This window comes from Vreelandella subterranea (assembly GCF_900111305.1).
Lineage (GTDB): Bacteria > Pseudomonadota > Gammaproteobacteria > Pseudomonadales > Halomonadaceae > Vreelandella > Vreelandella subterranea.
Window position 1 is genome coordinate 377,830 of record NZ_FOGS01000001.1, and the last position, 21,568, is coordinate 399,397.

The 21,568-nt window shown below is 58.8% G+C and carries 22 protein-coding genes; 14 read left to right on the forward strand and 8 right to left on the reverse strand.

All coding sequences use genetic code 11. From position 1 onward, the window contains the following. Positions 1–33: 33 nt before the first annotated feature. From ybiO to trhO, 4 genes are all read right to left on the reverse strand, one after another. Positions 34–2,427, reverse strand: coding sequence for a mechanosensitive channel protein (gene ybiO / locus BMX75_RS01695; RefSeq protein ID WP_092824681.1), 2,394 nt, complete (start codon positions 2,425–2,427; stop codon positions 34–36). Between the two features lie 122 nt (positions 2,428–2,549). After that, positions 2,550–2,981, reverse strand: a complete 432-nt coding sequence (locus BMX75_RS01700; protein ID WP_092824683.1) for a YqaA family protein — start codon at positions 2,979–2,981, stop codon at positions 2,550–2,552. Beyond that, positions 2,981–3,805 carry an IclR family transcriptional regulator gene (locus tag BMX75_RS01705; protein ID WP_092824685.1) on the reverse strand — a complete coding sequence of 275 codons (825 nt, stop codon included), beginning with the start codon at positions 3,803–3,805 and terminating at the stop codon, positions 2,981–2,983. The genes BMX75_RS01700 and BMX75_RS01705 overlap by 1 nt, the downstream gene beginning before the upstream one ends. A gap of 139 nt (positions 3,806–3,944) precedes the next feature. Continuing rightward, on the reverse strand, positions 3,945–4,898 hold the full coding sequence (gene trhO, locus BMX75_RS01710) for an oxygen-dependent tRNA uridine(34) hydroxylase TrhO (RefSeq protein WP_092824687.1): 954 nt from the start codon (positions 4,896–4,898) through the stop codon (positions 3,945–3,947). Between the two features lie 196 nt (positions 4,899–5,094). Here trhO and BMX75_RS01715 point away from each other — a divergent pair, with 196 nt between their 5' ends. Further along, complete coding sequence (locus BMX75_RS01715; RefSeq protein WP_092824689.1) at positions 5,095–5,784, forward strand: pirin family protein; 690 nt, start codon at positions 5,095–5,097, stop codon at positions 5,782–5,784. 70 nt (positions 5,785–5,854) lie between these two features. Here the strand turns inward: BMX75_RS01715 and serA are convergent, their stop codons facing one another. Then, positions 5,855–7,099 carry a phosphoglycerate dehydrogenase gene (gene serA / locus BMX75_RS01720; RefSeq protein ID WP_092824691.1) on the reverse strand — a complete coding sequence of 415 codons (1,245 nt, stop codon included), beginning with the start codon at positions 7,097–7,099 and terminating at the stop codon, positions 5,855–5,857. A gap of 264 nt (positions 7,100–7,363) precedes the next feature. Here serA and BMX75_RS01725 point away from each other — a divergent pair, with 264 nt between their 5' ends. The 5 genes from BMX75_RS01725 (at position 7,364) to BMX75_RS01745 (ending at position 11,769) form a co-directional block, all read left to right on the forward strand. Beyond that, positions 7,364–7,660, forward strand: a complete 297-nt coding sequence (locus tag BMX75_RS01725) for an exodeoxyribonuclease VII small subunit (RefSeq protein ID WP_092824693.1) — start codon at positions 7,364–7,366, stop codon at positions 7,658–7,660. Next, positions 7,654–8,547, forward strand: coding sequence for a (2E,6E)-farnesyl diphosphate synthase (gene ispA, locus BMX75_RS01730; RefSeq protein WP_092824695.1), 894 nt, complete (start codon positions 7,654–7,656; stop codon positions 8,545–8,547). Before BMX75_RS01725 ends, ispA begins: the two co-directional genes overlap by 7 nt. A gap of 41 nt (positions 8,548–8,588) precedes the next feature. After that, complete coding sequence (gene dxs, locus BMX75_RS01735; RefSeq protein WP_092824697.1) at positions 8,589–10,526, forward strand: 1-deoxy-D-xylulose-5-phosphate synthase; 1,938 nt, start codon at positions 8,589–8,591, stop codon at positions 10,524–10,526. A 30-nt stretch (positions 10,527–10,556) separates the two neighbouring features. Further along, on the forward strand, positions 10,557–11,318 hold the full coding sequence (djlA, locus tag BMX75_RS01740) for a co-chaperone DjlA (protein WP_092824699.1): 762 nt from the start codon (positions 10,557–10,559) through the stop codon (positions 11,316–11,318). Between the two features lie 73 nt (positions 11,319–11,391). After that, positions 11,392–11,769, forward strand: a complete 378-nt coding sequence (locus BMX75_RS01745) for a hypothetical protein (RefSeq protein WP_092824701.1) — start codon at positions 11,392–11,394, stop codon at positions 11,767–11,769. A 64-nt stretch (positions 11,770–11,833) separates the two neighbouring features. On the opposite strand, the gene trhA is transcribed toward BMX75_RS01745, so the two are convergent. Next, the gene (trhA, locus tag BMX75_RS01750) at positions 11,834–12,526 is read right to left on the reverse strand and encodes a PAQR family membrane homeostasis protein TrhA (protein WP_092824703.1); all 693 of its coding nucleotides are present in this window, start codon (positions 12,524–12,526) and stop codon (positions 11,834–11,836) included. A 23-nt stretch (positions 12,527–12,549) separates the two neighbouring features. After that, positions 12,550–13,185, reverse strand: a complete 636-nt coding sequence (gene ribA, locus BMX75_RS01755) for a GTP cyclohydrolase II (RefSeq protein WP_092824705.1) — start codon at positions 13,183–13,185, stop codon at positions 12,550–12,552. 228 nt (positions 13,186–13,413) lie between these two features. Here ribA and hemE point away from each other — a divergent pair, with 228 nt between their 5' ends. The 7 genes from hemE to BMX75_RS01790 all read left to right on the forward strand — a co-directional run bounded on the left by hemE (position 13,414) and on the right by BMX75_RS01790 (position 20,383). Beyond that, on the forward strand, positions 13,414–14,529 hold the full coding sequence (gene hemE, locus BMX75_RS01760) for a uroporphyrinogen decarboxylase (RefSeq protein WP_092824707.1): 1,116 nt from the start codon (positions 13,414–13,416) through the stop codon (positions 14,527–14,529). Next, positions 14,526–15,392 carry a polyamine aminopropyltransferase gene (gene speE, locus BMX75_RS01765; RefSeq protein ID WP_092824709.1) on the forward strand — a complete coding sequence of 289 codons (867 nt, stop codon included), beginning with the start codon at positions 14,526–14,528 and terminating at the stop codon, positions 15,390–15,392. The genes hemE and speE overlap by 4 nt, the downstream gene beginning before the upstream one ends. 227 nt (positions 15,393–15,619) lie before the next feature. After that, positions 15,620–16,645, forward strand: a complete 1,026-nt coding sequence (locus tag BMX75_RS01770; RefSeq protein WP_092825084.1) for an amino acid ABC transporter substrate-binding protein — start codon at positions 15,620–15,622, stop codon at positions 16,643–16,645. 89 nt (positions 16,646–16,734) lie between these two features. Beyond that, complete coding sequence (locus BMX75_RS01775; protein WP_092824711.1) at positions 16,735–17,925, forward strand: amino acid ABC transporter permease; 1,191 nt, start codon at positions 16,735–16,737, stop codon at positions 17,923–17,925. 16 nt (positions 17,926–17,941) lie between these two features. Then, complete coding sequence (locus BMX75_RS01780; protein ID WP_092824713.1) at positions 17,942–19,042, forward strand: amino acid ABC transporter permease; 1,101 nt, start codon at positions 17,942–17,944, stop codon at positions 19,040–19,042. Between the two features lie 54 nt (positions 19,043–19,096). Beyond that, on the forward strand, positions 19,097–19,858 hold the full coding sequence (locus BMX75_RS01785; protein ID WP_281244494.1) for an amino acid ABC transporter ATP-binding protein: 762 nt from the start codon (positions 19,097–19,099) through the stop codon (positions 19,856–19,858). Positions 19,859–19,984: 126 nt separating this feature from the next. Beyond that, complete coding sequence (locus tag BMX75_RS01790; protein ID WP_066320821.1) at positions 19,985–20,383, forward strand: RidA family protein; 399 nt, start codon at positions 19,985–19,987, stop codon at positions 20,381–20,383. On the opposite strand, the gene BMX75_RS01795 is transcribed toward BMX75_RS01790, so the two are convergent. Continuing rightward, the gene (locus BMX75_RS01795; protein ID WP_245748317.1) at positions 20,380–20,973 is read right to left on the reverse strand and encodes a histidine phosphatase family protein; all 594 of its coding nucleotides are present in this window, start codon (positions 20,971–20,973) and stop codon (positions 20,380–20,382) included. The genes BMX75_RS01790 and BMX75_RS01795 overlap by 4 nt on opposite strands. 138 nt (positions 20,974–21,111) lie before the next feature. Between BMX75_RS01795 and BMX75_RS01800 the strand changes: the two genes are divergently transcribed. Next, positions 21,112–21,543, forward strand: coding sequence for a host attachment protein (locus BMX75_RS01800; RefSeq protein WP_092824715.1), 432 nt, complete (start codon positions 21,112–21,114; stop codon positions 21,541–21,543). The last annotated feature ends 25 nt before the right edge of the window (positions 21,544–21,568 follow it).

A 21,568-nucleotide genomic window follows, 5' to 3' on the forward strand; every position in this document is an offset into this window, starting at 1 on the left:
ATGGCAGCCCCTTTGCGTATTACGATACGGCGTTTAGCGTCCGTCAGGCGTATCAACGTCGTCGTGATCAGGCTTGATGTGATCCGCGTCCGACGTTTGCTGTACATCCTGATGGGATGCCGGTTGCTTTTGCCCGGCGTCTTCTTGCCGAGACGTCGGCTTGCCGCCCTTTTCTTCAGCGATGGATTCAATAACCCGAATGTTGGCCGGCGGTGCACCGCCGTCCTTGTTTTCGCCAAAGTATAGCGTGGTATGGGGGAAGGGTATCTCGATACCGGCTTCATCGAAGCGCATCTTGACCAAACGGTTGTAGGCGCGCCCGACGCTCCATTGATCGCCTGGCGTGGTCTTGATGACCACACGGATATTAACGGAGCTATCCGCCAAAGCTGTGACACCCGCTACGGTAAGCTCCTCAAGCAGCTTGTAGCCGTGGTCTTCGCTCGCCTTGAGGTCCTCAAAGGCCAGTTTAAGCTGCTCGATTGCGTCGTCGATGCTTTCCCGATAGGCAATACCATATTCACCTACATGGTTGCCGTATTCGCGCATGTAATTTGAAACCGTATCCACGCTGGAAAACGGCACCAGGTGGAAGGTGCCCGAAAGGTCACGGATCCCCACAGAACGAATGCTCAGCACTTCTGCCGTACCGGTGACGCCACCGACAGTGACCACATCACCGGTGTTCATGGCATTTTCAATTTGAATAAATACCCCGGTAATAACGTCCTGAACCAGTTTTTGCGCGCCAAAACCGATTGCCAGGCCAAGCACACCGGCACCGGCAATCAGCGGGCCGATGTTAATGCCGATTTCCGATAGCACGATCATGCCGGTAATCGTCACCATGGCGATGGCCAATGCGTTGCGGAACAGGCTGAGCAGCGTTTTCGCCCGTGCGGTGGGCTCGCCCACTCCGGTATCCGGATTGAGCTTGTGCTCGATCAGACTGGCAAGCCCCAGCCAGGCGCCGATGGCCACTATCAAGATAATCGCAACGCTGACTGTCTTGCTGATCAGGCCAGCCCCCGCTTCAGAAGCGTACCAAGCGGCAAGATCAAAGGCGCCCCAGGCATCCAGCACAACCATGATGACCGCGACCACGATGATCGTGCGCAGAATACGCAGTGCATTGGGCACATAGCTATTAAGACGCTTTTCCAACAGCGGCAGCTTGCGGCGCATATCAGGCGATAGCTGAATACGGCGGCCAATGGTCTGCGTCAGGAACGACGACACCAAGAGCCCGACGACAACCGCTGCCAGCGTTTTCAGCGTCGCAAACAGCACAAACGGCAAGGCATCGCCCGGCCGAACCAGCGTCAGCACAAACACCATCAGGAAGTAGAGCAGCGCGAACAAGTGCCAGGTACGTGCAAACAGCTGAAGCGATACACGGCTGGCCGCCAGGGTGGAGCGTGTTCCCATCGCATTGAGGTTGTCGCGCAGGCGCACGCGGTTTTTCAGCACTACCGCCACGGCATAGATAAACGCCAGCAGCATGATCAAAGTGCCGAACGCCTGACCAATGGCCGCCGACACATAGAAGTTGACCAGTGGTACCACGACCATCAGGCCGTACCCCACCATGCCAATCAGGCGGGCCAACCAGCGATTCCAGTAGGAGGCTTCCTGCGCTGAAATCGGCAGCAGCCGCAGCCCTTCGTAACGCGAGGAAAACAGCATCCGCACCGCGGCTTTCAATAGCTCAATAATCAAAAAGGCGTTGAGAAACAGCGATGCCCGGGTGGATAAGTCGCCAACTTCGCCGACCGCAAAGGTGGCGACAAGGTTACCCCCCACATAGGCGAGTGCCACCAGCAGTACATCGATCACGGCGGCAATCGCCACGCTAACGACCAGACGCAGCACGGGCGTCAACCCGGCCCCCTGCTGTGACCAACCACTGATTTTGGTGAACAGCGGTTTGGCGAAACGGCGGAAAATGACAAACATGGTGAAAGTGGCGGCGATCACGATGCCCAGGTTGATGGCCGCGGACATGAAAATCGCCATGTCGAAGACGCTCTCGCTCCCTCCGACAAAGAGGTCACGCACCAGCAGCACTATTTGCTCAAGCTGGCCGCCGACATCGCCGACAACGTTGCTGGTCAATTGAGCCAGTTGGCGCGGCAGCGACACATCTTCAGGGGCAATATCGCTGCCTTGGGCAGCGCCCCCGGGCAGCTCCGATGATTCGGCTACTTCCGACGCCTGGTTGCGTAGCAAGTCGATGAGTTCCTGGCGAGCCTGCTCGTCTTCGAGTAAGTTCGCCAGGGATTCATAGGTCTGCGGCTCAGAGGTCTCTGCCCCGTCACTGCTGCCTTCACTGGGTGTACCGCTTTGCGCAAACACAGGCGCAGCAAACAGCGTCATCAGCGCTAGCAGCCAGACGCTGAGCCAGGGTAATAAACGTAGTGGCGTCACACCGTAACCTCCCTTGGATGGTGAGTCGTCGTGTCAACCTGACGGCTGAACTATCTGTTGAAAACCAATCATACATGCCAGCCAACATATAAGCATTGTATAGGATATTTAGCCTAACATGATTACCTGCATAAAGGCTCGAGCCAGGACGCAGCCATACCGAGTATCAGCGCATAGCGGGCGCCTTTTGCGACCAGTATCCATGCCAGCGCGCGCCACCAGGGCAAGCGTAATACGCCGGCCACGACGGTCAACGGATCGCCAATGATCGGCAGCCAGGACAGTAACAGGCTCGCTTCGCCAACGCGCTGGTACCATCGCTCGGCACGGGCCAGCTGAGCAGGTGAAGCCGGAAACCAGCGACGATCCTGAAAGCGCCGTGCGTATCGGCCCAATGCCACATTGACCAGGCTGCCCAAGGTATTACCAGCGGTGGCGACACACCATAATGCCAGGACCGAATGGCCCTGGCACCATTGTCGCGCGAGCCAGACCTCCGACCCGCCGGGCAGCAAGGTGGCACTGAGCAGCGCTACCCAAAAAAGACTCAGCATCAGGACGCGGGGAGTTGGCCACCCAACTGCAGCGTAATCTCATCCGCCACGCGGCGCACCAGCGCCCCCAGTTCCAGCAGCCGGGCCTCAGGGATGCGCGCCACGGGACCGGACACCGAAATGGCTGCCAGGGGCATGCCGTGCTCATCATTGACGCATGCCGCCACGCAATGCAGGCCAATCGCATGCTCTTCACGGTCACAGGCAAAGCCCTGGTCACGTATGCGCTGCATCTCGTCGAGCAGGGTGTCGGGCTGGTAAAGGGTGTTTTCGGTCACCCGGGGCAGTTCGCCTTTCGCGAGCAGTTGGGCGCGTTCGTCCTCGGGCATCCAGGCCAGCAAGGCCTTGCCGACACCGGAGGCGTGCAAGGGGGCCCGCGAGCCTAACCGGGTAATCATGCGCATCATCTGCGGCGACTCGTGCTGGGCAAGAAACACCGCTGTGTCAGCATCGCGGATGCCCAGGTTGGCGGTTTCGCCGGTCTCGGCTGTCAGGCGACGTAAGAACGGACGGCTGGTGGCGACCACATCCCGCGCTTCGAGAAAGCTGTTGCCGATGCGGAACGTTTTGACATCAATACGCCACAGGCCCTGTTCATTCTCCTGAGTGACGAAGCCCTGGCTCTGCAGCGCCTGAAGCAAACGGTGGGTCGTCGAGGGGGCGAGATCGGCCATTTCCGCCAGGGCGGAAAGTGCCAAGCCCTCGGGGCTGCTGGCCAGGTACTCCAGCAGATTTAACCCACGCACCAACGACTGGCTGTGCCCGCCGCCTGCTTTGGCCGAATTGGCCGGGCGGCCAACGGTCCTGCGCTTTACGTCACTCACCTGGCTCTCTCCTGAAAAGCTCTCCTGAAGGCACCTCTACCTCTAGGTAGGCGCAAAGAGCGTAAGGATAACGTGCCTGTGCGGCCGCTGTCGCGCTTACGGAAACGAATTCCATCACCACCTGTTCGCCGCTAAGCAACTAAATAGACGACGCTTTACGCATATCCCGGCCCAGCGGATGGGGTTCGCCACGGGCTTTGGCGAGGTCGATCTGGCGCTGACGCTCGCGTGCCGCCGCGCGGGTTTTCTCGGGCAGCGAGTCGATGCAGTGGGGGCAGCTGATACCGGGCTCATAAGCGGATGACTGCATATCTTCTTCGGAGATCGGCCGACGGCAGGCATGGCACTGTTCAAACTCGCCTTCGCTCAAGTCATGGCGGACGGTCACCCGGTTATCAAAAACGAAGCACTCGCCACGCCACAGCGACTGCTCTTCGGGGACTTTTTCCAGGTAGTTCAGCACACCACCCTTGAGGTGATAGACCTCGTCAAAGCCTTCCTTGAGCATGAAGCTGGAGGCTTTTTCGCAGCGAATACCGCCGGTGCAGAACATGGCGACTTTTTTATGCTTCGCCGGGTCGTAGTGCTCGCGCACGTATTCAGGGAATTCACGGAAGGTGGTGGTTTTGGGGTCAACCGCGCCCTCGAAGCTGCCAATCTCCACTTCGTAGTCATTGCGCGTATCGATAACCAGCACTTCCGGATCAGCAATAATATCGTTCCAGTGCTCCGGCTCGACGTAAGTGCCCACGGTGTCGTTAGGGTCGACATCCGGAACGCCCAAGGTGACGATCTCTTTTTTCAGTTTCACCTTGGTGCGATAGAACGGCGGCTCGTCGCAAAACGACTCTTTATGGTCGATATCACTTAGCCGCGGGTCGGCGGTCAACCAGGCGAGCAGCGCATCGATGCCCTCGCGGGTGCCCGCCACCGTGCCGTTAATGCCTTCTTTGGCAAGCAGCAGCGTACCCTTCACGCCGTTGTTCAGCATGGTTTGGCGCAGCGGTTCCCGCAGTGCTTCAAAGTCGTTCAGGGTGACAAATTTGTACAGCGCCGCGACCACAATGCGCGGTGATGACGTAGGTGATGACATGACGAACTCCAGGTAGTCGCCCCCGTAAAAGGCGGACCAGGTAAATTAACGGGCGCATTCTAGCAAAAAGTCGGGCACAAGGCGCCCTCTCTGATACGTCGATTTATTCGATCTGATCGTTGAGAAACCTTCACCCCACACCCTCAGCCAGCAGGCGTATATTAATCCTCATTCTCCCAACACTCTGGAGCTTATGATGAAGATCCGTCGTTCAAACGAGCGGGGCTACGCCGACCATGGCTGGCTGCGTTCCTACCATACGTTCTCGTTTGCCAATTACATGGACCCTGACCACATGGGCTTTCGTGCCCTGCGGGTGATCAATGAAGATCGCGTATCCCCCGGCCACGGCTTTGGCGCCCACCCCCATAGAGATATGGAGATCATCTCCTATGTGCTCGAAGGCGAAATGGCCCACCAGGACAACATGGGCAACGGCGAAGTGATGCGCCCGGGGGACGTCCAGCGCATGTCAGCAGGCACCGGCGTGCTGCACAGCGAGTTCAACCACTCCAAAGAAAACGGCCTGCACTTCCTGCAAATTTGGATCGAGACGGCCAAACGCGGTATTGCGCCCAGCTACGAACAGAAAGCCTTTCCGCACGCTGAGCGGCAGGGCCAGTGGCGGCTGGTCGTATCACCTGACGGCCAGGATGGCTCGGTGAGCGTGAATCAGGACGTTAACCTGTATAGCGCCTTGTTTAATGAAGGCGAACAGGCAGATACACCGAGTACCCGTTATGCCTGGCTGCATGTAATAAACGGGGAAATGGAGATCAACGGCGAGACGCTGAGCGCGGGCGATGCCGCGGCCTTTCAACCGGACGAAACGTTCACGCTGACCGGCAAGAAGGCGGGGGAAGTGCTGCTGTTTGATCTGGCCTAAGTCACTGAACCAAGCACCATGCAAAACGGCCCCAATGGGGCCGTTTTGGTGTTAATGACCGCTGATGCGATTAACTATTCTGCGCCGAGTAAAGCACGCGAATCTTCAGCGTATGGTCGACCTGCTTCAACGCTTCCAGCGCCTGGGGGCCGTAGGCTTTGTCCACGTCGATGACCACATAGCCAACCTTGTCGTTGGTTTGCAGGTACTGGCCCGAGATATTGATGCCGTTTTCGGACAATACGCGGTTGATCTGCGACAGGACGCCGGGCACGTTGTCGTGAATGTGCAGCAGACGGTGCTTGTCCGGGTGTGCGGGCAGCGCCACTTCGGGGAAGTTGACCGAGGTCACCGTGGTGCCGTTATCGGAATAGGTGATCAGTTTTTCCGACACCTCGATGCCGATATTTTCCTGGGCTTCCAGGGTCGATCCGCCAATATGCGGCGTGAGGATGACGTTTTCCAGGCCGCGTAGCGGGCTTTCGAACTCCTCGGCATTGCCCTTCGGCTCGACGGGGAACACATCGATCGCCGCCCCGTTCAGCTTGCCTGCCTTGATCGCTTGCGCCAGCGGCTCGATTTCCACCACGCTGCCCCGCGAGGCGTTGATCAGGATGGCACCGGGTTTCATGGCAGCAATTTCTTTTTCGCCTACCATCCAACGGGTGGACGCCAGGTCAGGCACGTGCAGGCTGACCACATCGGCGCGTCCCAACAACTCTTCAAGGCTTGCCACCTGGTTGGCGTTACCCATGCCCAGCTTGGTGATGACATCGTAATAAATCACGTTGAAGCCCAGCGACTCGGCCAGCACGGACAGCTGCGCGCCAATGCTGCCATAACCCACGATGCCCAGCGTTTTGCCGCGGGCTTCGTGGGAGTTTTTCGCCGATTTCAACCAGCCGCCCTGATGGGCCCGGGCGTTTTTCTCCGGAATGCCGCGCAGCAGCATGATGGCTTCGGCGAGTACCAACTCAGCGACTGAGCGGGTGTTGGAATACGGCGCGTTGAATACCGCGATCCCGCGCTTGAGCGCCGCGTCGAGGTCGACCTGATTGGTGCCAATGCAGAAACAGCCAACGCCCACCAGCTTTTCTGCCGCTGCGAACACGCGCTCGTTCAGTTGAGTACGAGAACGAATACCGATGAAGTGAACGTCGCGGATCTTCTCGATCAGCGCCTCTTCATCCAGCGATGTGGGCAGATGCTCGATGTTTTCATAACCTGCGTTTTGAAAATTGTCCACCGCGCTTTGGTGGACGCCCTCGAGCAGCAGGATCTTTATCTTGCTCTTGTCCAGGGACGTTTTGGCCATGGCTGAATCAACCTCTATGATCGGCGGCGTGCGCCGTGTAACGGTTCACGGAAGGCCCGTATGTTAACATATTCGCCTGTGCTCACGCTGGGCTGGCATGATGAAAAGTGTGCGCTGTCAAGATGAACGCGGCACAAGTCGTCTCTCAGGCAGCGGCTTGAGGGCAGACGCCACCCCCTGACCTCGGTGTATACTGTTGGCCGATTCTCTGCAGACACACGCGCGCCCACGTCAGGGCGTCAGGAAAACGGTAGGCATGGCCCAATGAGCGACACCACAGCCCCACAAGACTTTGCCACCACGGTCGAGCAGCTCGAAACGATCGTGGAACGACTCGAATCTGGTGAACTCTCATTGGAGGATGCATTAACCGCCTTCGAACGAGGCGTTCGCCTTACCCGTGATGCTCAGCAACGCCTGGATAACGCCGAGTTGAAGGTTCGCGCCCTTAGCGAAGACAACGATGGTCGCCTGAACGTTACCCCTTTTGACGGCCCAGACGCGCCCACGGAAGCCCCTGACGACGCGGATGACAGCCACAAGGAGACGCCGCCATGGTAGCGCCCGCCGCCGCTGGGCTGGTTAGGTTACGTGACACAAGCAATACGCGCGTTGACGCGACCCTGGCCGCGCTATTCGATGCGCAACCGGCGACCGAGCCACGCCTGGAAGCCGCCATGCGCCATGGCCTGCTGGTGGGTGGCAAGCGGCTACGCCCGCTGCTGGTGTATCTGGCCGGCCGGGCGCTGGGGGCCAGCGACGACGCGCTCGACGCACCCGCCGCCGCCATCGAGCTGATCCATGCCTATTCGCTGATCCACGACGACCTGCCCGCCATGGACGACGACGACCTGCGCCGCGGCCAGCCAACGGTCCACAAGGCCTTCGATGAAGCCACCGCTATCCTGGCAGGCGATGCTCTTCAGGCACTGGCGTTTGAAGTACTGGCCCGCACAGGGCACCCGCGGCTGGGCAGCCTGGTGACCACCCTTGCCAGCGCCGCTGGCCGTGATGGCATGGTGGCTGGCCAGGCGTTGGATCTCGCCGCCGTCGGCAACCATCCCAATGTCGAAGCCCTGGAGTACATGCACGCCCACAAGACCGGCGCATTGATCGTCGCCGCGGTGCGTCTGGGCGGGCTGATCGCCGTTGACGAACACGACCCCCGTCTGCAGGCGCTGATTCGCTACGCGCGCGCCATTGGGCTAGCCTTCCAGATTCACGACGATGTGCTGGACGTGACGGGTGACACCGCCACGCTGGGTAAAACATCCGGCGCCGATGCTGCCCGCGCCAAGCCGACTTACCCCGGTTTACTGGGGCTTGAAGGTGCACAGCAAAAAGCCCAGGCCCTAATTGACGAGGCCATCGCCGCCCTTGCTCCGCTGGGCGAACACGCCGCACCATTGGCCGATCTCGCCCGCTACATGATCGAGCGCGACCACTAAACGATGTCCATGCCACTATCCAACACCACGTCTATGAAAACATGCCCATGAAGCTGTTCGACGAAATACCCCGCGAGCGCCCGGCCACGCCGCTGCTCGACTCCTTTGACCACCCCGCTGCCCTGCGGGCCATGAACGCCAAGCAGCTTGCCCAGTTGGCAGATGAGCTGCGCGCCTACCTGCTTTACAGCGTTGGTGTGTCCGGCGGCCACTTTGGCGCAGGCCTCGGGGTGGTAGAGCTGAGCGTGGCGCTACACCATGCGTTCGACACGCCCGACGACCGTCTGGTATGGGACGTAGGTCATCAGGCCTACCCGCACAAGATCCTCACCGGGCGGCGCGACGCCATGCTCAGCATTCGCCAGCATGGCGGTCTCGCGGCGTTTCCGCGCCGCACCGAGTCCGATTACGATACCTTCGGCGTCGGCCATTCCAGCACCTCGATTTCTGCCGCGCTGGGCATGGCGCTTGCCGCCCAGGCCCAGCACAAGCCACGCCGCGTCTGCGCGATCATCGGCGACGGCGCGCTGAGTGCAGGCATGGCGTTTGAAGCCCTCACCCATGCGGGGCACGTGGATGCCAACATGCTGGTCATCCTCAATGATAACGAGATGTCGATCTCCGAAAACGTCGGCGGCATGGCGACTTACCTGGCCCGCGTGCTTTCCAGCAAGCCCTATCTGAAGATGCGTGAAGAAGGCAAAAAGGTGCTTTCCCACCTTCCCGGCGCGTTGGAGCTTGCCCGGCGCACTGAAGAGCACATGAAAGGCATGGTCAGCCCCGCCACGCTGTTTGAAGAGATGGGCTTCAACTACGTCGGCCCCATCGACGGTCATGACCTAGAGACACTCACCGAGACGCTGGAAACCCTGCGCGACCTCGACGGCCCGCAGTTTTTGCACATCAAAACCGTCAAGGGCAAAGGCTTTTTACCTGCCGAAGCCGACCAGATTGGCTACCATGCGATTACCAAGCTGGAAAAGCCCAGCGAGCCCGCTCATCAAACGCCGACCGCCCCGCCTGAAGCCCCCAAAAGCGCCGCTAAAAAAGTGGCCAAGAAAAAATACTGCAACGTGTTCGGCGACTGGGTGTGCGACATGGCCGCCGCCGATGAGCGCCTGATGGGGATTACCCCGGCGATGCGCGAAGGCTCGGACCTGATTCGTTTCTCCAAGGAATACCCCGAGCGCTACTTTGATGTGGCGATTGCCGAACAACACGCCGTCACGCTCGCGGCAGGCATGGCCTGCGAAGGCATGAAGCCTGTGGTGGCCATTTACTCTACCTTTCTGCAGCGCGGCTACGACCAGCTGATCCATGACGTGGCGGTACAAAGCCTGGACGTCACCTTTGCCATCGACCGCGCAGGCCTGGTCGGCGAAGACGGGCCCACCCACCATGGCAGCATGGACTTGTCCTTTCTGCGCTGTGTGCCCGGCATGGTGATTCTGGCGCCCGCGGATGAAGCCGAGTGTCGCGCCATGCTCAGTGCGGCTTACCATCATCCGGGCCCTGCCGCCGTTCGCTACCCGCGCGGCACCGGCCCGGGCGTGGCGATTCCCGAGCACCTGGAAGCGCTGCCCATTGGGCGTGCCGAGGTGCGCCGCAAGTCCTCAGGCAACGGCACCAGCATTGCGTTACTTGCCTTTGGCAGCGTGAACAGCGCCGCCGCCGAGGTGGCTGAAACACTCGATGCCACGCTCATCAATATGCGCTCCATCAAACCACTGGACCGCGATGCCGTGCTACACGCCGCCGACGAACATGAATTGCTGGTCACGCTGGAAGAAAACGTCATCGCCGGTGGTGCCGGAAGCGCCGTCAATGAGCTCCTGCATGCCGAAGGCGTTCAAGTCGAAGTGCTCAACCTCGGTTTGCCGGACGCCTTTGTGGAACACGGCACCCCTGCCGAACTGTTGCGCGACTGCGGCCTGGATGCCGACGGTATCGAACGCGCGATTCGTGCCCGACTGCCGTAATCTTTTTATTTATCAACGTTAGAGACTGCCATGTTATTTCTGATTGTTATCTTTGCGCTTATCGGCCTCGCTTTTGGCGGCCCCATTGGCCTGCTGGTGGGTGGCGGCCTGGGCTGGTGGCTGGGACGACGTATCAAGCGGCGTCTGAATGTGGCGCGGATGCGCATCCAGGAAGGTTTTCTGGACTCGATCTTTTCGGTCATGGGTTGCCTGTGCCAAGCCGACGGCAAGGTCACCGACGGCGAATTGGGCGTCGCCGAGAAACTCTTCGACCAGATGCACCTGCAGGGCGAACAGCGCACCCGGGCACGCGCCGCCTTTGAACGCGGCCGCGGCGACGACTTCGACCTGGACGCCGAGCTTGCCAGCGTCAACCGCCTCACCCGGCATCAGCCCGTCATGCGTCAGGTGTTTCTCCAGGTACAGCTGTCGGCCATTGCCGCGGACGGCAATCTACATGACGCCGAACACGAGATGATTCTACGCGTCGCCCGTGGCGTGGGCTGTAGCGAGACCGAAGTCCAGCAGATCGAAGCCATGTTGCACGGCGCCGCTGCCAATTCGCAGGGCGCCAGCGAAGAAGCCCTCAAGGACGCTTACCGGGTGCTGGGCGTATCAGAAGACGCCAGCGACGCCGAGGTCAAGAAGGCCTACCGCCGCCTGATGAGCCAGAACCATCCGGACAAACTGGCCGGCAAAGGGCTGCCCGAAAGCATGCGTGAAGTGGCCCAGGCGCGCACCAGCGAGATCAGCAACGCCTATGATCGTATCCGCGAGGCAAGGGGCCAGTAACCTTGCCTATTCGCAATTGCCGGTTATCTCGGCTAATGTTGTACACACCACTTCAAAGCAAAGGCTTCATATCATGCGTGTACAAGTTTCTAGCATTACCGGGATCTGCCTGGCGGCAGCACTAAGCACACTATCAGCAAGCGCTTTTGCAAACGCCGATAGCGAAGGCGAACGACTGTCCGGCGAAGAAATTCGTGAGCTGGTATGGGGAAACCAGGTACAAGGCGAGATGGCTGGCGGTGAAGCCTACAGCGAAGTCTATCTTCCCGATGGCGAAATTGTGGGCGACGGCTATTCTGGAGAGGCCACCATTGTTGATGACACCATGTGTTTCGATTATGGCGGCGATGACGTTGACTGCTATGGTGTCCGCCGCAACAGCGACGGCAATATTGAATGGATCAAAGACGATGAAGTGGCCGGTTTCGGCACGATCAGCGATGCCCCTTGATGCACTCTATCGCTTTCCTGGCGCTCGCTCGTTGCGAGCCGCCTAGCAATACATTGCTCGCTTTTTAAGCGGCCGTATGGGGAAGAACGGCGCTGAAAATGGCGGCGTAGTGGCAGGCGCTGCCCGCGATCACGAACAGATGCCAAATGGCATGGTTGAAGGGGATGGCATTCACGGCGTAAAAGATAACGCCCAGGGTGTAGACCACGCCGCCAGTGGCCAATAGCACAATGCCCGTCGACGATAGACTCGCCGCCATTTCCTCTGAAGCCAGTACGATCATCCAGCCCATGAGCAGGTAAATCAGAACGCGCAGCACCGCCAGGCGCTGGGGCCAAAGCAGTTTGCAGGCAATCCCCACCAGCGCCAGCGACCAAACGGCGGCAAACAGTAACCAGCCCGTAGGGCCGCGCATGTTGACAAGCAGAAAGGGCGTGTACGTACCGGCAATCAGCAGGTAGATCGCACAGTGATCAAGCAGTTGAAAGCGCTGCTTCCAGCGCCGATGGGGGATGCCGTGGTAAAGGGTCGAGGCGGTATAAAGCAGAATCAGCGTCGTCCCATAGAGACTCAGGCTGACGATCTTCCAGGGGTCGACGTGGGCCGCCAGGCTCGCCAACACCAGCAACACGACCATACCGATCAGACTGAGCACCGCCCCCAGACCGTGGGAGATGCTATTCAGGCGTTCTTCGATAACGCTGAATTTACCCTCAGCCAAGGGTTTTTCATGCAGTTCATCACGAAAGGTAGCCATTCTGGGCGCTCCTGACCGACACATCACCCCTTGCGCTCAATATCCACGTCGCTTGCCTGGGTAAAATCATCCAGCACCATCATATGCCCCAGCTTGCCCGCCTTGGTAGTGAGGTACTGCTCGTTGTGGGGGTTCAACCCTGTGGTGATGGACAAGCGCTCGACCACATTAACACCATCACGGGTCAGGGCATCGACCTTGCGCGGGTTGTTGGTCATCAACCGCAATGACGTAATGTTCAGATGATCAAGCATCGGCACGCATAGATCATAGCGGCGCATATCGGCACCAAAGCCCAACTGCTCGTTCGCCTCGACGGTATCGGCCCCCTGATCTTGCAGGTGATAGGCGCGAATTTTATTCAGCAGGCCGATGCCACGGCCTTCCTGACGCAAGTATAGCAGTACGCCACGGCCTTCCTCGGCTATTCGCTTGAGCGCTTCCTGTAGCTGATAGCCGCAGTCACAGCGCATCGAAAACAGGGCGTCACCGGTCAGGCACTCCGAGTGGACACGCCCCAACACCGGTTCATCGCCGGTCACATCACCCAACGTCAAGGCGATGTGATCCTTGCCGGTGGCTTCGTCTTCGAAACCATGCATGGTGAACGTGGCCCAGGGCGTGGGCAGGCGTGAAGCGGCGATGAAGCGAATGGTCACAGGTTACCTCGCTGATTAACCAAACCAGTTAACCACACCAGTGTTGGCAAAATGGTCGTGTAGTTTAGCAGGAAGCGGCGGTCGGCTCACGATTAGCGTGACGGAAAAACGTCGAGAAAAATCGGCGTGGTGCGACAATTTTTGCCATGGGTCGCGCCGCCTTGCGGTCTATCTTCCAGTACAATAGCTCCTCTACAATGCGGGCAAACTTCTCAAGAGCAAGTGTCTATGAACCCCACACCTTTGCAAAACGATCGTTTTCTTCGCGCGCTGGCGCGCAAGCCCGTTGACCGCACGCCGGTGTGGATGATGCGCCAGGCAGGCCGCTACCTTCCGGAATATCGCGCTAAACGCGCCGATGCGGGGAGTTTCATGGACCTGTGCCAGAACCATGACCTGGCCTGCGAGGTGACGCTGCAGCCTCTTGAGCGTTACCCGCTGGATGCCGCCATCCTGTTTTCGGATATCCTGACGATCCCCGACGCCATGGGGCTGGGACTGTATTTCGAAACCGGCGAAGGCCCCAAATTCAAAAAGACCGTGCGTACCGCTGAGGAAGTCGCCGCGCTCCGCGTTCCCGATGCCGAGCGCGACCTGGATTACGTGATGCGCGCGGTGTCCACGATTCGCCGTGAGCTGAACGGCCGCATGCCGTTGATCGGCTTCTCCGGCAGCCCCTGGACGCTGGCCACCTACATGGTCGAAGGCAGTTCGAGCAAGGATTTCCGCCATCTGAAAACCATGCTCTACGACACGCCGGATACCATGCACCAGCTGCTGGACACCCTGGCCCATGCGGTGACCGACTACCTCAACGCGCAAATCCGCGCGGGCGCCCAGGCGGTTCAGATCTTCGATACCTGGGGCGGCGCGCTGACTACCCCGGCGTACCTCGAGTTTTCGCTGCGCTATATGGAGCAGATTGTCGCCGGATTGATCCGCGAGCACGACGGGCGCCGGGTGCCGGTGATTCTGTTTACCAAGAATGGCGGCCAGTGGCTGGAACACATCGCTTGTGCCGGGTCCGATGCCGTGGGCATCGACTGGTCCACCGAGCTTTCCGATGCCCGCGCCCGGGTCGGCCACAAGGTCGCACTGCAGGGTAATCTGGACCCCAACGTGCTGTTTGCGCGGCCTTCCGCGATCCGCGCCGAAGTCGCCCGCGTGCTGGAAAGCTACGGTCATGGCCCCGGGCATATCTTTAACCTGGGCCACGGCATCAGCCAGTTCACCAACCCCGACCATGTCACCGCCTTCATGGAAGCGCTGCACGACCTTAGCCCGCAATATCACCAGAGCATCGCGACGCAAGCGGACGATGCGCACCCGGGAGCTCCACAATGAGCGAATTACGAGACGACCAGTGGTTTACCGAAGTCTTTGATAGCCACGGCAGTGCTTTCTCGCTGAAAGTCACCGATAAACTGCTGGATGTGCAAAGCCCTTATCAGCATCTGGAAGTCTACGCCACCGAGACCTACGGCAACCTGCTGGTACTGGACGGCTGCGTGATGCTCACTGACCGCGACAACTTCCTTTATCACGAGATGATTGCCCATCCGGCCTTGTTCACCCATCAGGATCCCAAGCGGGTGGTGATCATTGGGGGCGGCGACTGCGGTACGCTCAAGGAAGTATTGCGCCACCCTGGGGTCGAGCACGTCACCCAGATCGATATCGACGAAGAAGTCACCAAAGCCTCCGAGCGCTTCTTTCCAACGCTGGTGGAATCGAATAACGACCCCCGCGCCGAGCTGCTGTTTGCCGATGGGGTCAAGTGGGTGGATGATACCCCCGACGCGAGCATCGATGTGCTGATCATCGACTCGACTGACCCGGTGGGGCCTGCCGAAGGCCTGTTTAAAACCGATTTTTTGAAGCGCTGTCACCGTATCCTGAAAAATGGCGGCGTCATGGTCCAGCAGAGCGAATCACCGCTTTACCACAGCGGCACCATCATCCGTGAATTGCGCAACGACATGCGGGAAGCGGGGTTCGACAGCGTCGCCACGCTTCCCTTCCCGCAGCCGGTGTATCCGTCCGGCTGGTGGAGCGTGACGCTGGCGGGCAAGAACGTCGACGTCAACACCTTTCGCGAGCAGGCAGCTGCCAACCACGACCTGCCGCTCGAGTACTACACGCTTGAAGCCCATCGCGGCGCACTGGCGTTACCGCCATTTATGCGCAGAGCCTTCGACGCCGAATAATACCGCCCAAGATCGCTTTGCATCACTGCCCACCCCTCGTCGCCTCATAAAGGTGCATGGAGGGTGGGCATTTTTATTTTTTTGCACCTAGACGTTCGTATCAAACGCTCGATTTAGCGTTGAAAAGCGCTGAATCAACGGCTGTACCCCTTTTGGCATCTTCCTTGCTAGGTTAAGTGACATGCTACGGCATGCACAAAGATTTCAAACAATTCGAGGGAACCTACATGTTGAAGAAAAAACACTTGGCGCTGCTGGTATCGGCTGGCTCGATTACCCTTGCGGGAATGACAACCGCTCAGGCTGACACGCTGGAAGATACCCGGGATAACGGCGCCGTTCGTTGTGGCGTGAGTGACGGCCTACCCGGCTTTTCTGCTCCTGACGACGATGGCAACTGGCAAGGCATTGACGTCGACGTCTGTCGTGCCGTCGCCGCGGCCGTTCTCGGTGATGCCGACGCGGTCGACTACATTTCCCTCAACGCCGTAGAGCGCTTCACGGCGCTGCAGTCCGGCGAAGTGGATGTGCTGTCACGCAACACCACCTGGACGACGACACGGGATACAACCCTGGGTCTCAACTTCACCGGCGTAACGTTCTATGACGGCCAAGGCTTCATGGTGTCACGGGATCTGGGTATTACGGGTGCAGACGAGTTGGACGGTGCGTCCATCTGCATTCAGTCAGGCACCACCACCGAGCTGAATCTCGCCGACTACTTCCGCGCCAACGACATGGAATTCAACCCCATCGTGTTCGATACCTCCGAACAGACGGTGGGTGGTTACCAGGCGGGTCGGTGCGACGTGCTGACCTCCGATACCTCTCAGCTGGCCGCCCTGCGTATCCAGCTAGACAACCCTGAAGGCTCGATGATTCTTTCGGACGTGATTTCCAAAGAGCCACTGGGTCCCGTGGTACGCCAGGGCGATGACCTCTGGTTCAACATCGTGAAATGGTCGCTGTTCGCCATGATCAACGCTGAAGAATACGGCGTTACCAGCGAAAATGTCGACGAAATGACATCGTCTGAAGACCCCAATGTTGCACGCCTGCTCGGTCAGGATGGCAACTACGGCGAAGGCATGGGACTAGACGCTGACTGGGCCTACAACATCATCAGCCAGGTCGGCAACTACGCTGAAAGCTTTGACCGTAACGTGGGTATGGGCTCACCGCTTGAAATTGAGCGTGGCGTCAACGCTCTGTGGACCGACGGTGGCTTCCAGTACGCCCCCCCGATTCGCTAAGCGTCTCGCTTGACCCCGGCCCGCCGCTGCCTCTTGCTGGGTAGTGGCGGGCCATCTGATTGACCTTCCGTATCGCGGAGACGCCACCCATGTCCGTAAGACCCAACGCTCGCCCCGTCGGCCAAAAGCCGCCTTTCTGGCGAGACCGCGCTAAACGCGCGCTTATTTTTCAGATCCTTTTAGTCGCCGCTGTGGCGGCTTTCATGATCTATATTATCGGCAATACCCAAGCCAACCTGAACGCCCGCGGTATCACAACCGGCTTTGGCTTTTTGAACAACACGGCCGGCTTCGGTATTGGTCAAACCTTGATCGAGTACTCCTCGCAAAGCAGCTACGGCCGTACTTTCATCATAGGTTTGCTCAACACACTGCTGGTCGGTGGGTTGGGGGTATTGGCGGCCTCGATTATTGGTTTTATAGTGGGCATCGCCCGATTATCGCCCAACTGGCTAATCGCTCGACTTGCCAACGCCTACATCGAAACCTTCCGTAATATCCCGCTGTTACTACAGATTTTCTTCTGGTATTTCGCCGTACTGCGTAGCCTGCCCAGCGCCCGGGAAAGCATGGCGTTTGGCGAGGCAATATTTTTGAACGTAAGGGGGCTGTATCTTCCCGAACCGCTGTTTGAATCCGGCTTTGGCTTGATTCCCGCCACCTTCGTCGTCGCCATTGTTGCGAGCATCGCGCTGGTAATGTGGAATAAACGCCGCCACGAGGCGACTGGCAAACGCCTGCCGGTGTTCTGGATATCGCTGGTGCTTATCTTGGGCCTTCCATTGCTGATACTGGTTGCGACCGGCGTCCCGGTGACCTGGGAAATGCCCGAACTGCGCGGTTTCAATTTCGCAGGCGGCATCACCATCATCCCGGAATTCCTGGCATTGTGGCTGGCACTGTCCATCTACACGGCTTCTTTCATTGCCGAAATTGTGCGCTCGGGTATTCAGGCGATCCCTCATGGCCAAACGGAAGCCGCTCAGGCGCTCAGCTTGCCGCGCAAGCTCGTCCTGCGTCTGGTGATCATTCCCCAAGCCATGCGGGTCATCATTCCGCCGCTCACCAGCCAATACCTCAACCTGATCAAGAACTCCTCACTGGCCACCGCCATCGGTTACCCCGATCTGGTCTCGGTGTTTGCTGGCACCACGCTCAACCAGACCGGTCAGGCTATCGAAGTGATTGCCATGACCATGGCGGTTTATCTGATCATCAGCTTGCTGGTGTCCATGTTCATGAACTGGTTTAACGCTCGCGTTGCGCTTGTCGAACGCTAGGCCGGAGGCGACCTTTATGATTCACAACAAAGAAGTGATACCCGAGCAGCCGGCCCCCAAAGGCACCATTGGCCCCATTGCCTGGCTACGTGGCAACCTTTTCAACGGCCCGATCAACAGTCTGTTCACGCTGTTGGGCCTTTATGTTCTCTACCTGCTGGTGGTGCCGACGATTCAATGGGCCTTTATCGATGCCGATTGGGTGGGCGATAGCCGCGAAGACTGTTCCCGGGTAGGCGCCTGCTGGGTGTTCGTCAACGCACGCTTTTCCCAGTTCATTTATGGCCTCTATCCCAGCGAGGAATACTGGCGCGCCAATATCGTGTTTGCCATGTTCGCCAGCATTATTGCCTGGCTGGTGATCCCCAGGCTGCCGCTCAAGCGCTGGGTGATCGTATTTGCCTTGCTGGCTTTCCCGGTCATCGCCTATGTGCTGCTGCACGGCGGCTATTTCGATCTGCCGCGCGTTTCCACCCACCGCTGGGGCGGCTTGATGCTGACCCTGCTGCTCGCCAGTGTGGGGATGATTGGCGCGCTGCCCATCGGCATCGTGCTCGCCCTTGGGCGACGCTCCCAAATGCCCATTGTCAGAACGTTCTGTGTCATCTTTATCGAGTTCTGGCGAGGCGTTCCGCTCATCACCATCCTGTTCATGGCGTCAGTGATGCTGCCATTGTTTTTGCCCACAGAGCTGAGTGTTGACCGCCTGATACGCGCCCTGATCGGCCTGACGCTGTTCCAGAGTGCCTACATGGCGGAGGTCATTCGCGGGGGGCTCCAGGCCATCCCCAAAGGCCAGGATGAAGCGGCCGCGGCACTGGGGATGACCTACTGGAAACGCATGGGCCTGATCATCATGCCGCAGGCGCTGAAGATGATGATTCCCGGTATCGTCAACACCTTCATCTCGCTGTTCAAGGACACCACCCTGGTGATGATCATTGGGCTGTTTGATCTGTTGGGTATTGTGCAAGCGGCGCTTTCCGACTCGCGTTGGCTGGGTTTCTCGTTAGAAGGCTATGTGTTTGCCGCGTTCGTATTCTGGATCTTCTGTTTCAGCATGTCGCGCTACAGCCAGTACCTGGAACGCAGGCTAAATACCGGTCATAAGCAGTAGGTCGTCGACAACGCTTAATGCCGCTTTCTTTATGATTTTGAGTAGGATATCAACATGACACAAGCAGCCACCAACGCGTCAGACCTGATGGTCGAGATGCACAACGTCAATAAATGGTTCGGCGATTTTCACGTGCTACGCGACATTTATCTGGAGGTTAAACGGGGCGAGCGTATCGTGGTGTGCGGTCCCTCGGGCTCGGGTAAATCGACGCTCATCCGCTGTATCAATCACCTTGAAGAGCACCAGAAAGGCGACATCACCGTAGGTGGTGTCGCACTGACGCAGGACGTTAAGCGTATCGAACAGATTCGCCGTAGCGTCGGCATGGTGTTTCAGCACTTCAACCTGTTCCCCCATTTATCGGTGCTGGAAAACTGCTGTATTGCACCGATGTGGGTACAGAAGAAGCCCCGCAAGGAAGCCGAAGCGCTGGCCATGAAATACCTGGAGCGGGTGCGTATTGCGGAACAAGCGGACAAGTACCCCGGCCAACTTTCGGGTGGTCAACAGCAGCGCGTGGCGATTGCCCGCTCGTTATGCATGCACCCCGAGGTAATGCTGTTTGATGAACCCACTTCGGCACTCGACCCTGAGATGATCAAGGAAGTGCTGGACGTCATGGTGGAACTGGCCGAAGAGGGCATGACCATGATATGCGTGACACACGAAATGGGCTTCGCCAAAACCGTCGCCGACCGGGTGATCTTTATGGACCAGGGGCAAATCATTGAAGAGAATGCGCCTGAACCGTTCTTCAACAACCCGCAGTCCGAACGCACTCAGCTGTTCTTGAGCCAGATCCTGGGACATTAATCCACACCCCCTCTGTACAAAGCAGCTGTTGATAAGTTCGTCGTTATGGGCCTCGTTTGAGGCCCATAATGCTTAATAAGACGTTTAAACACGCAGTTAAAACAATCGACAAAGGAACGCGACACCATGGAAAAGTTATTTATCGACCGGGCGCCCCAGCCTATCGCGCCCTTTTCCCACGCCTGCCGCGTGGGCGACCTGGTATTTATTACCGGGCAAATGCCCACCGTGCCGGAAACCAACGAAATGCTGCTCGGCACGTTCACCGAACAAACCCATCGTGTCATGCAGAACCTGGCGATCGTGCTGGAGGAAGTGGGAAGCAGTTTCGAGCACGTGGTGCAGTCGCGGGTGTTTATTACCAACATGGGCCACTTCGACGAGGTCAACGGGGTCTACGCGAGCTACTTCCCGCAGCCGTTACCCACGCGTACCTGCATTGGCGTCACCGGCCTGGCCGGCGGTGCCGACGTTGAAGTCGACATGATTGCCTGGATTCCGCCCTCTGAAGACAGCAGCGCCTAGGCACCTATCAAGGTAATACTGGCAGGCAATAGCGCTTCCCGCTCACGGTGCTGGCTCAGCGGCTTTCCGGCCAGCGCCGTGAGCAGGATTTGCAGCGGGTCGCCATGACTGACCAGCGCGATGGTTTCCCCGCTGGCCGTTTGCTCCCAGTCGTCTATCACCGCCCGCATACGCTTGGCCACCGCGCTCACCGCTTCTACCTGATGATAATGATGCTCCGCGTTCTGGGCGTCCAGGGCCCATATGCCGGGGTAACGATCGTCGCCCTGCCCCTCCAACTCGCCAAAATAGCGCTCTCGCAGGCGCGTCTCGACGCTTGGCGTGAGTCCAAACGCGTCAGCAATGTGGGCAGCCGTTTGCGCGGTGCGCAAAAAATCCGAGTGCACGACGCGGGTAGGCGTCGGCCACTGCCAATCGGCCACTCGCTGAGCAAGCTGTTGCTCACCCAGCTCTGAAAGGCCGAAATTCGCCACGCCGCGCGCAGGCGAGCTGACTATCACCCCCTGTTGATTGGCCTGGCTATGACCATGGCGCATTAATAAATAGCGATTGCGCCAATGGGTGGGCGCACCGAGCGACAATACTGACATGGATAAACTCCGAATAAAGCCGACAAGCAACCATAGGCAAGGCGCTCAGCGCTGTCCAGAAGCAGCTATGGGGTTTGACCTAGCGCTATTCGCTTGCCATGGTTAAGTGACCACTAACGACAAGGAGGACGCGTCACGATGACCACCTATATTGTTGTCGCTGATGCCGCGCGTGCGCGCATTTTTACCCGCGAAGCGCTGACACTCACCGAGCAGGAAAGCTTGGTACACGCCGAAGGGCGCCTGCATGAAGGCGATCTGGTCACCGACCGTCCGGGAGCCGATGTTCATGAATCCAATTCAACCAGCGCGCGCAGCTCCGGCGAGGAGGGAGCCGCCTCAAAGCACGAGAACGAACTGTTCGCCAAGCAGGTCGCCAGTCACCTTTATAATGCTCGGGTCGATAACAGCTTGGAGAAGCTCATTGTGGTCGCGCCACCCAAATTTTTAGGCCTGCTGCGCGATAAACTCGATGGCCCCACGCAAAAGCTTGTCATTCATACCCTTTCCAAAGACCTGAGCAAGGCGTCGCTGACAGATATTCAAACAGCCGTGCGCGACCTGCGCTAATTCAGTGACGACATCCAGCTTTCAC

Bases quoted from the DNA above. Each gene is read 5' to 3' on its own strand.
- BMX75_RS01700 (WP_092824683.1), bottom strand. From the start codon at position 2,981: ATGCTGAGTCTTTTTTGGGTAGCGCTGCTCAGTGCCACCTTGCTGCCC.
- trhO (WP_092824687.1), bottom strand. From the start codon at position 4,898: ATGTCATCACCTACGTCATCACCGCGCATTGTGGTCGCGGCGCTGTAC.
- BMX75_RS01715 (WP_092824689.1), top strand. From the start codon at position 5,095: ATGAAGATCCGTCGTTCAAACGAGCGGGGCTACGCCGACCATGGCTGG.
- serA (WP_092824691.1), bottom strand. From the start codon at position 7,099: ATGGCCAAAACGTCCCTGGACAAGAGCAAGATAAAGATCCTGCTGCTC.
- BMX75_RS01725 (WP_092824693.1), top strand. From the start codon at position 7,364: ATGAGCGACACCACAGCCCCACAAGACTTTGCCACCACGGTCGAGCAG.
- ispA (WP_092824695.1), top strand. From the start codon at position 7,654: ATGGTAGCGCCCGCCGCCGCTGGGCTGGTTAGGTTACGTGACACAAGC.
- dxs (WP_092824697.1), top strand. From the start codon at position 8,589: ATGCCCATGAAGCTGTTCGACGAAATACCCCGCGAGCGCCCGGCCACG.
- djlA (WP_092824699.1), top strand. From the start codon at position 10,557: ATGTTATTTCTGATTGTTATCTTTGCGCTTATCGGCCTCGCTTTTGGC.
- BMX75_RS01745 (WP_092824701.1), top strand. From the start codon at position 11,392: ATGCGTGTACAAGTTTCTAGCATTACCGGGATCTGCCTGGCGGCAGCA.
- trhA (WP_092824703.1), bottom strand. From the start codon at position 12,526: ATGGCTACCTTTCGTGATGAACTGCATGAAAAACCCTTGGCTGAGGGT.
- hemE (WP_092824707.1), top strand. From the start codon at position 13,414: ATGAACCCCACACCTTTGCAAAACGATCGTTTTCTTCGCGCGCTGGCG.
- speE (WP_092824709.1), top strand. From the start codon at position 14,526: ATGAGCGAATTACGAGACGACCAGTGGTTTACCGAAGTCTTTGATAGC.
- BMX75_RS01770 (WP_092825084.1), top strand. From the start codon at position 15,620: ATGTTGAAGAAAAAACACTTGGCGCTGCTGGTATCGGCTGGCTCGATT.
- BMX75_RS01775 (WP_092824711.1), top strand. From the start codon at position 16,735: ATGTCCGTAAGACCCAACGCTCGCCCCGTCGGCCAAAAGCCGCCTTTC.
- BMX75_RS01780 (WP_092824713.1), top strand. From the start codon at position 17,942: ATGATTCACAACAAAGAAGTGATACCCGAGCAGCCGGCCCCCAAAGGC.
- BMX75_RS01785 (WP_281244494.1), top strand. From the start codon at position 19,097: ATGACACAAGCAGCCACCAACGCGTCAGACCTGATGGTCGAGATGCAC.
- BMX75_RS01790 (WP_066320821.1), top strand. From the start codon at position 19,985: ATGGAAAAGTTATTTATCGACCGGGCGCCCCAGCCTATCGCGCCCTTT.
- BMX75_RS01795 (WP_245748317.1), bottom strand. From the start codon at position 20,973: ATGTCAGTATTGTCGCTCGGTGCGCCCACCCATTGGCGCAATCGCTAT.
- BMX75_RS01800 (WP_092824715.1), top strand. From the start codon at position 21,112: ATGACCACCTATATTGTTGTCGCTGATGCCGCGCGTGCGCGCATTTTT.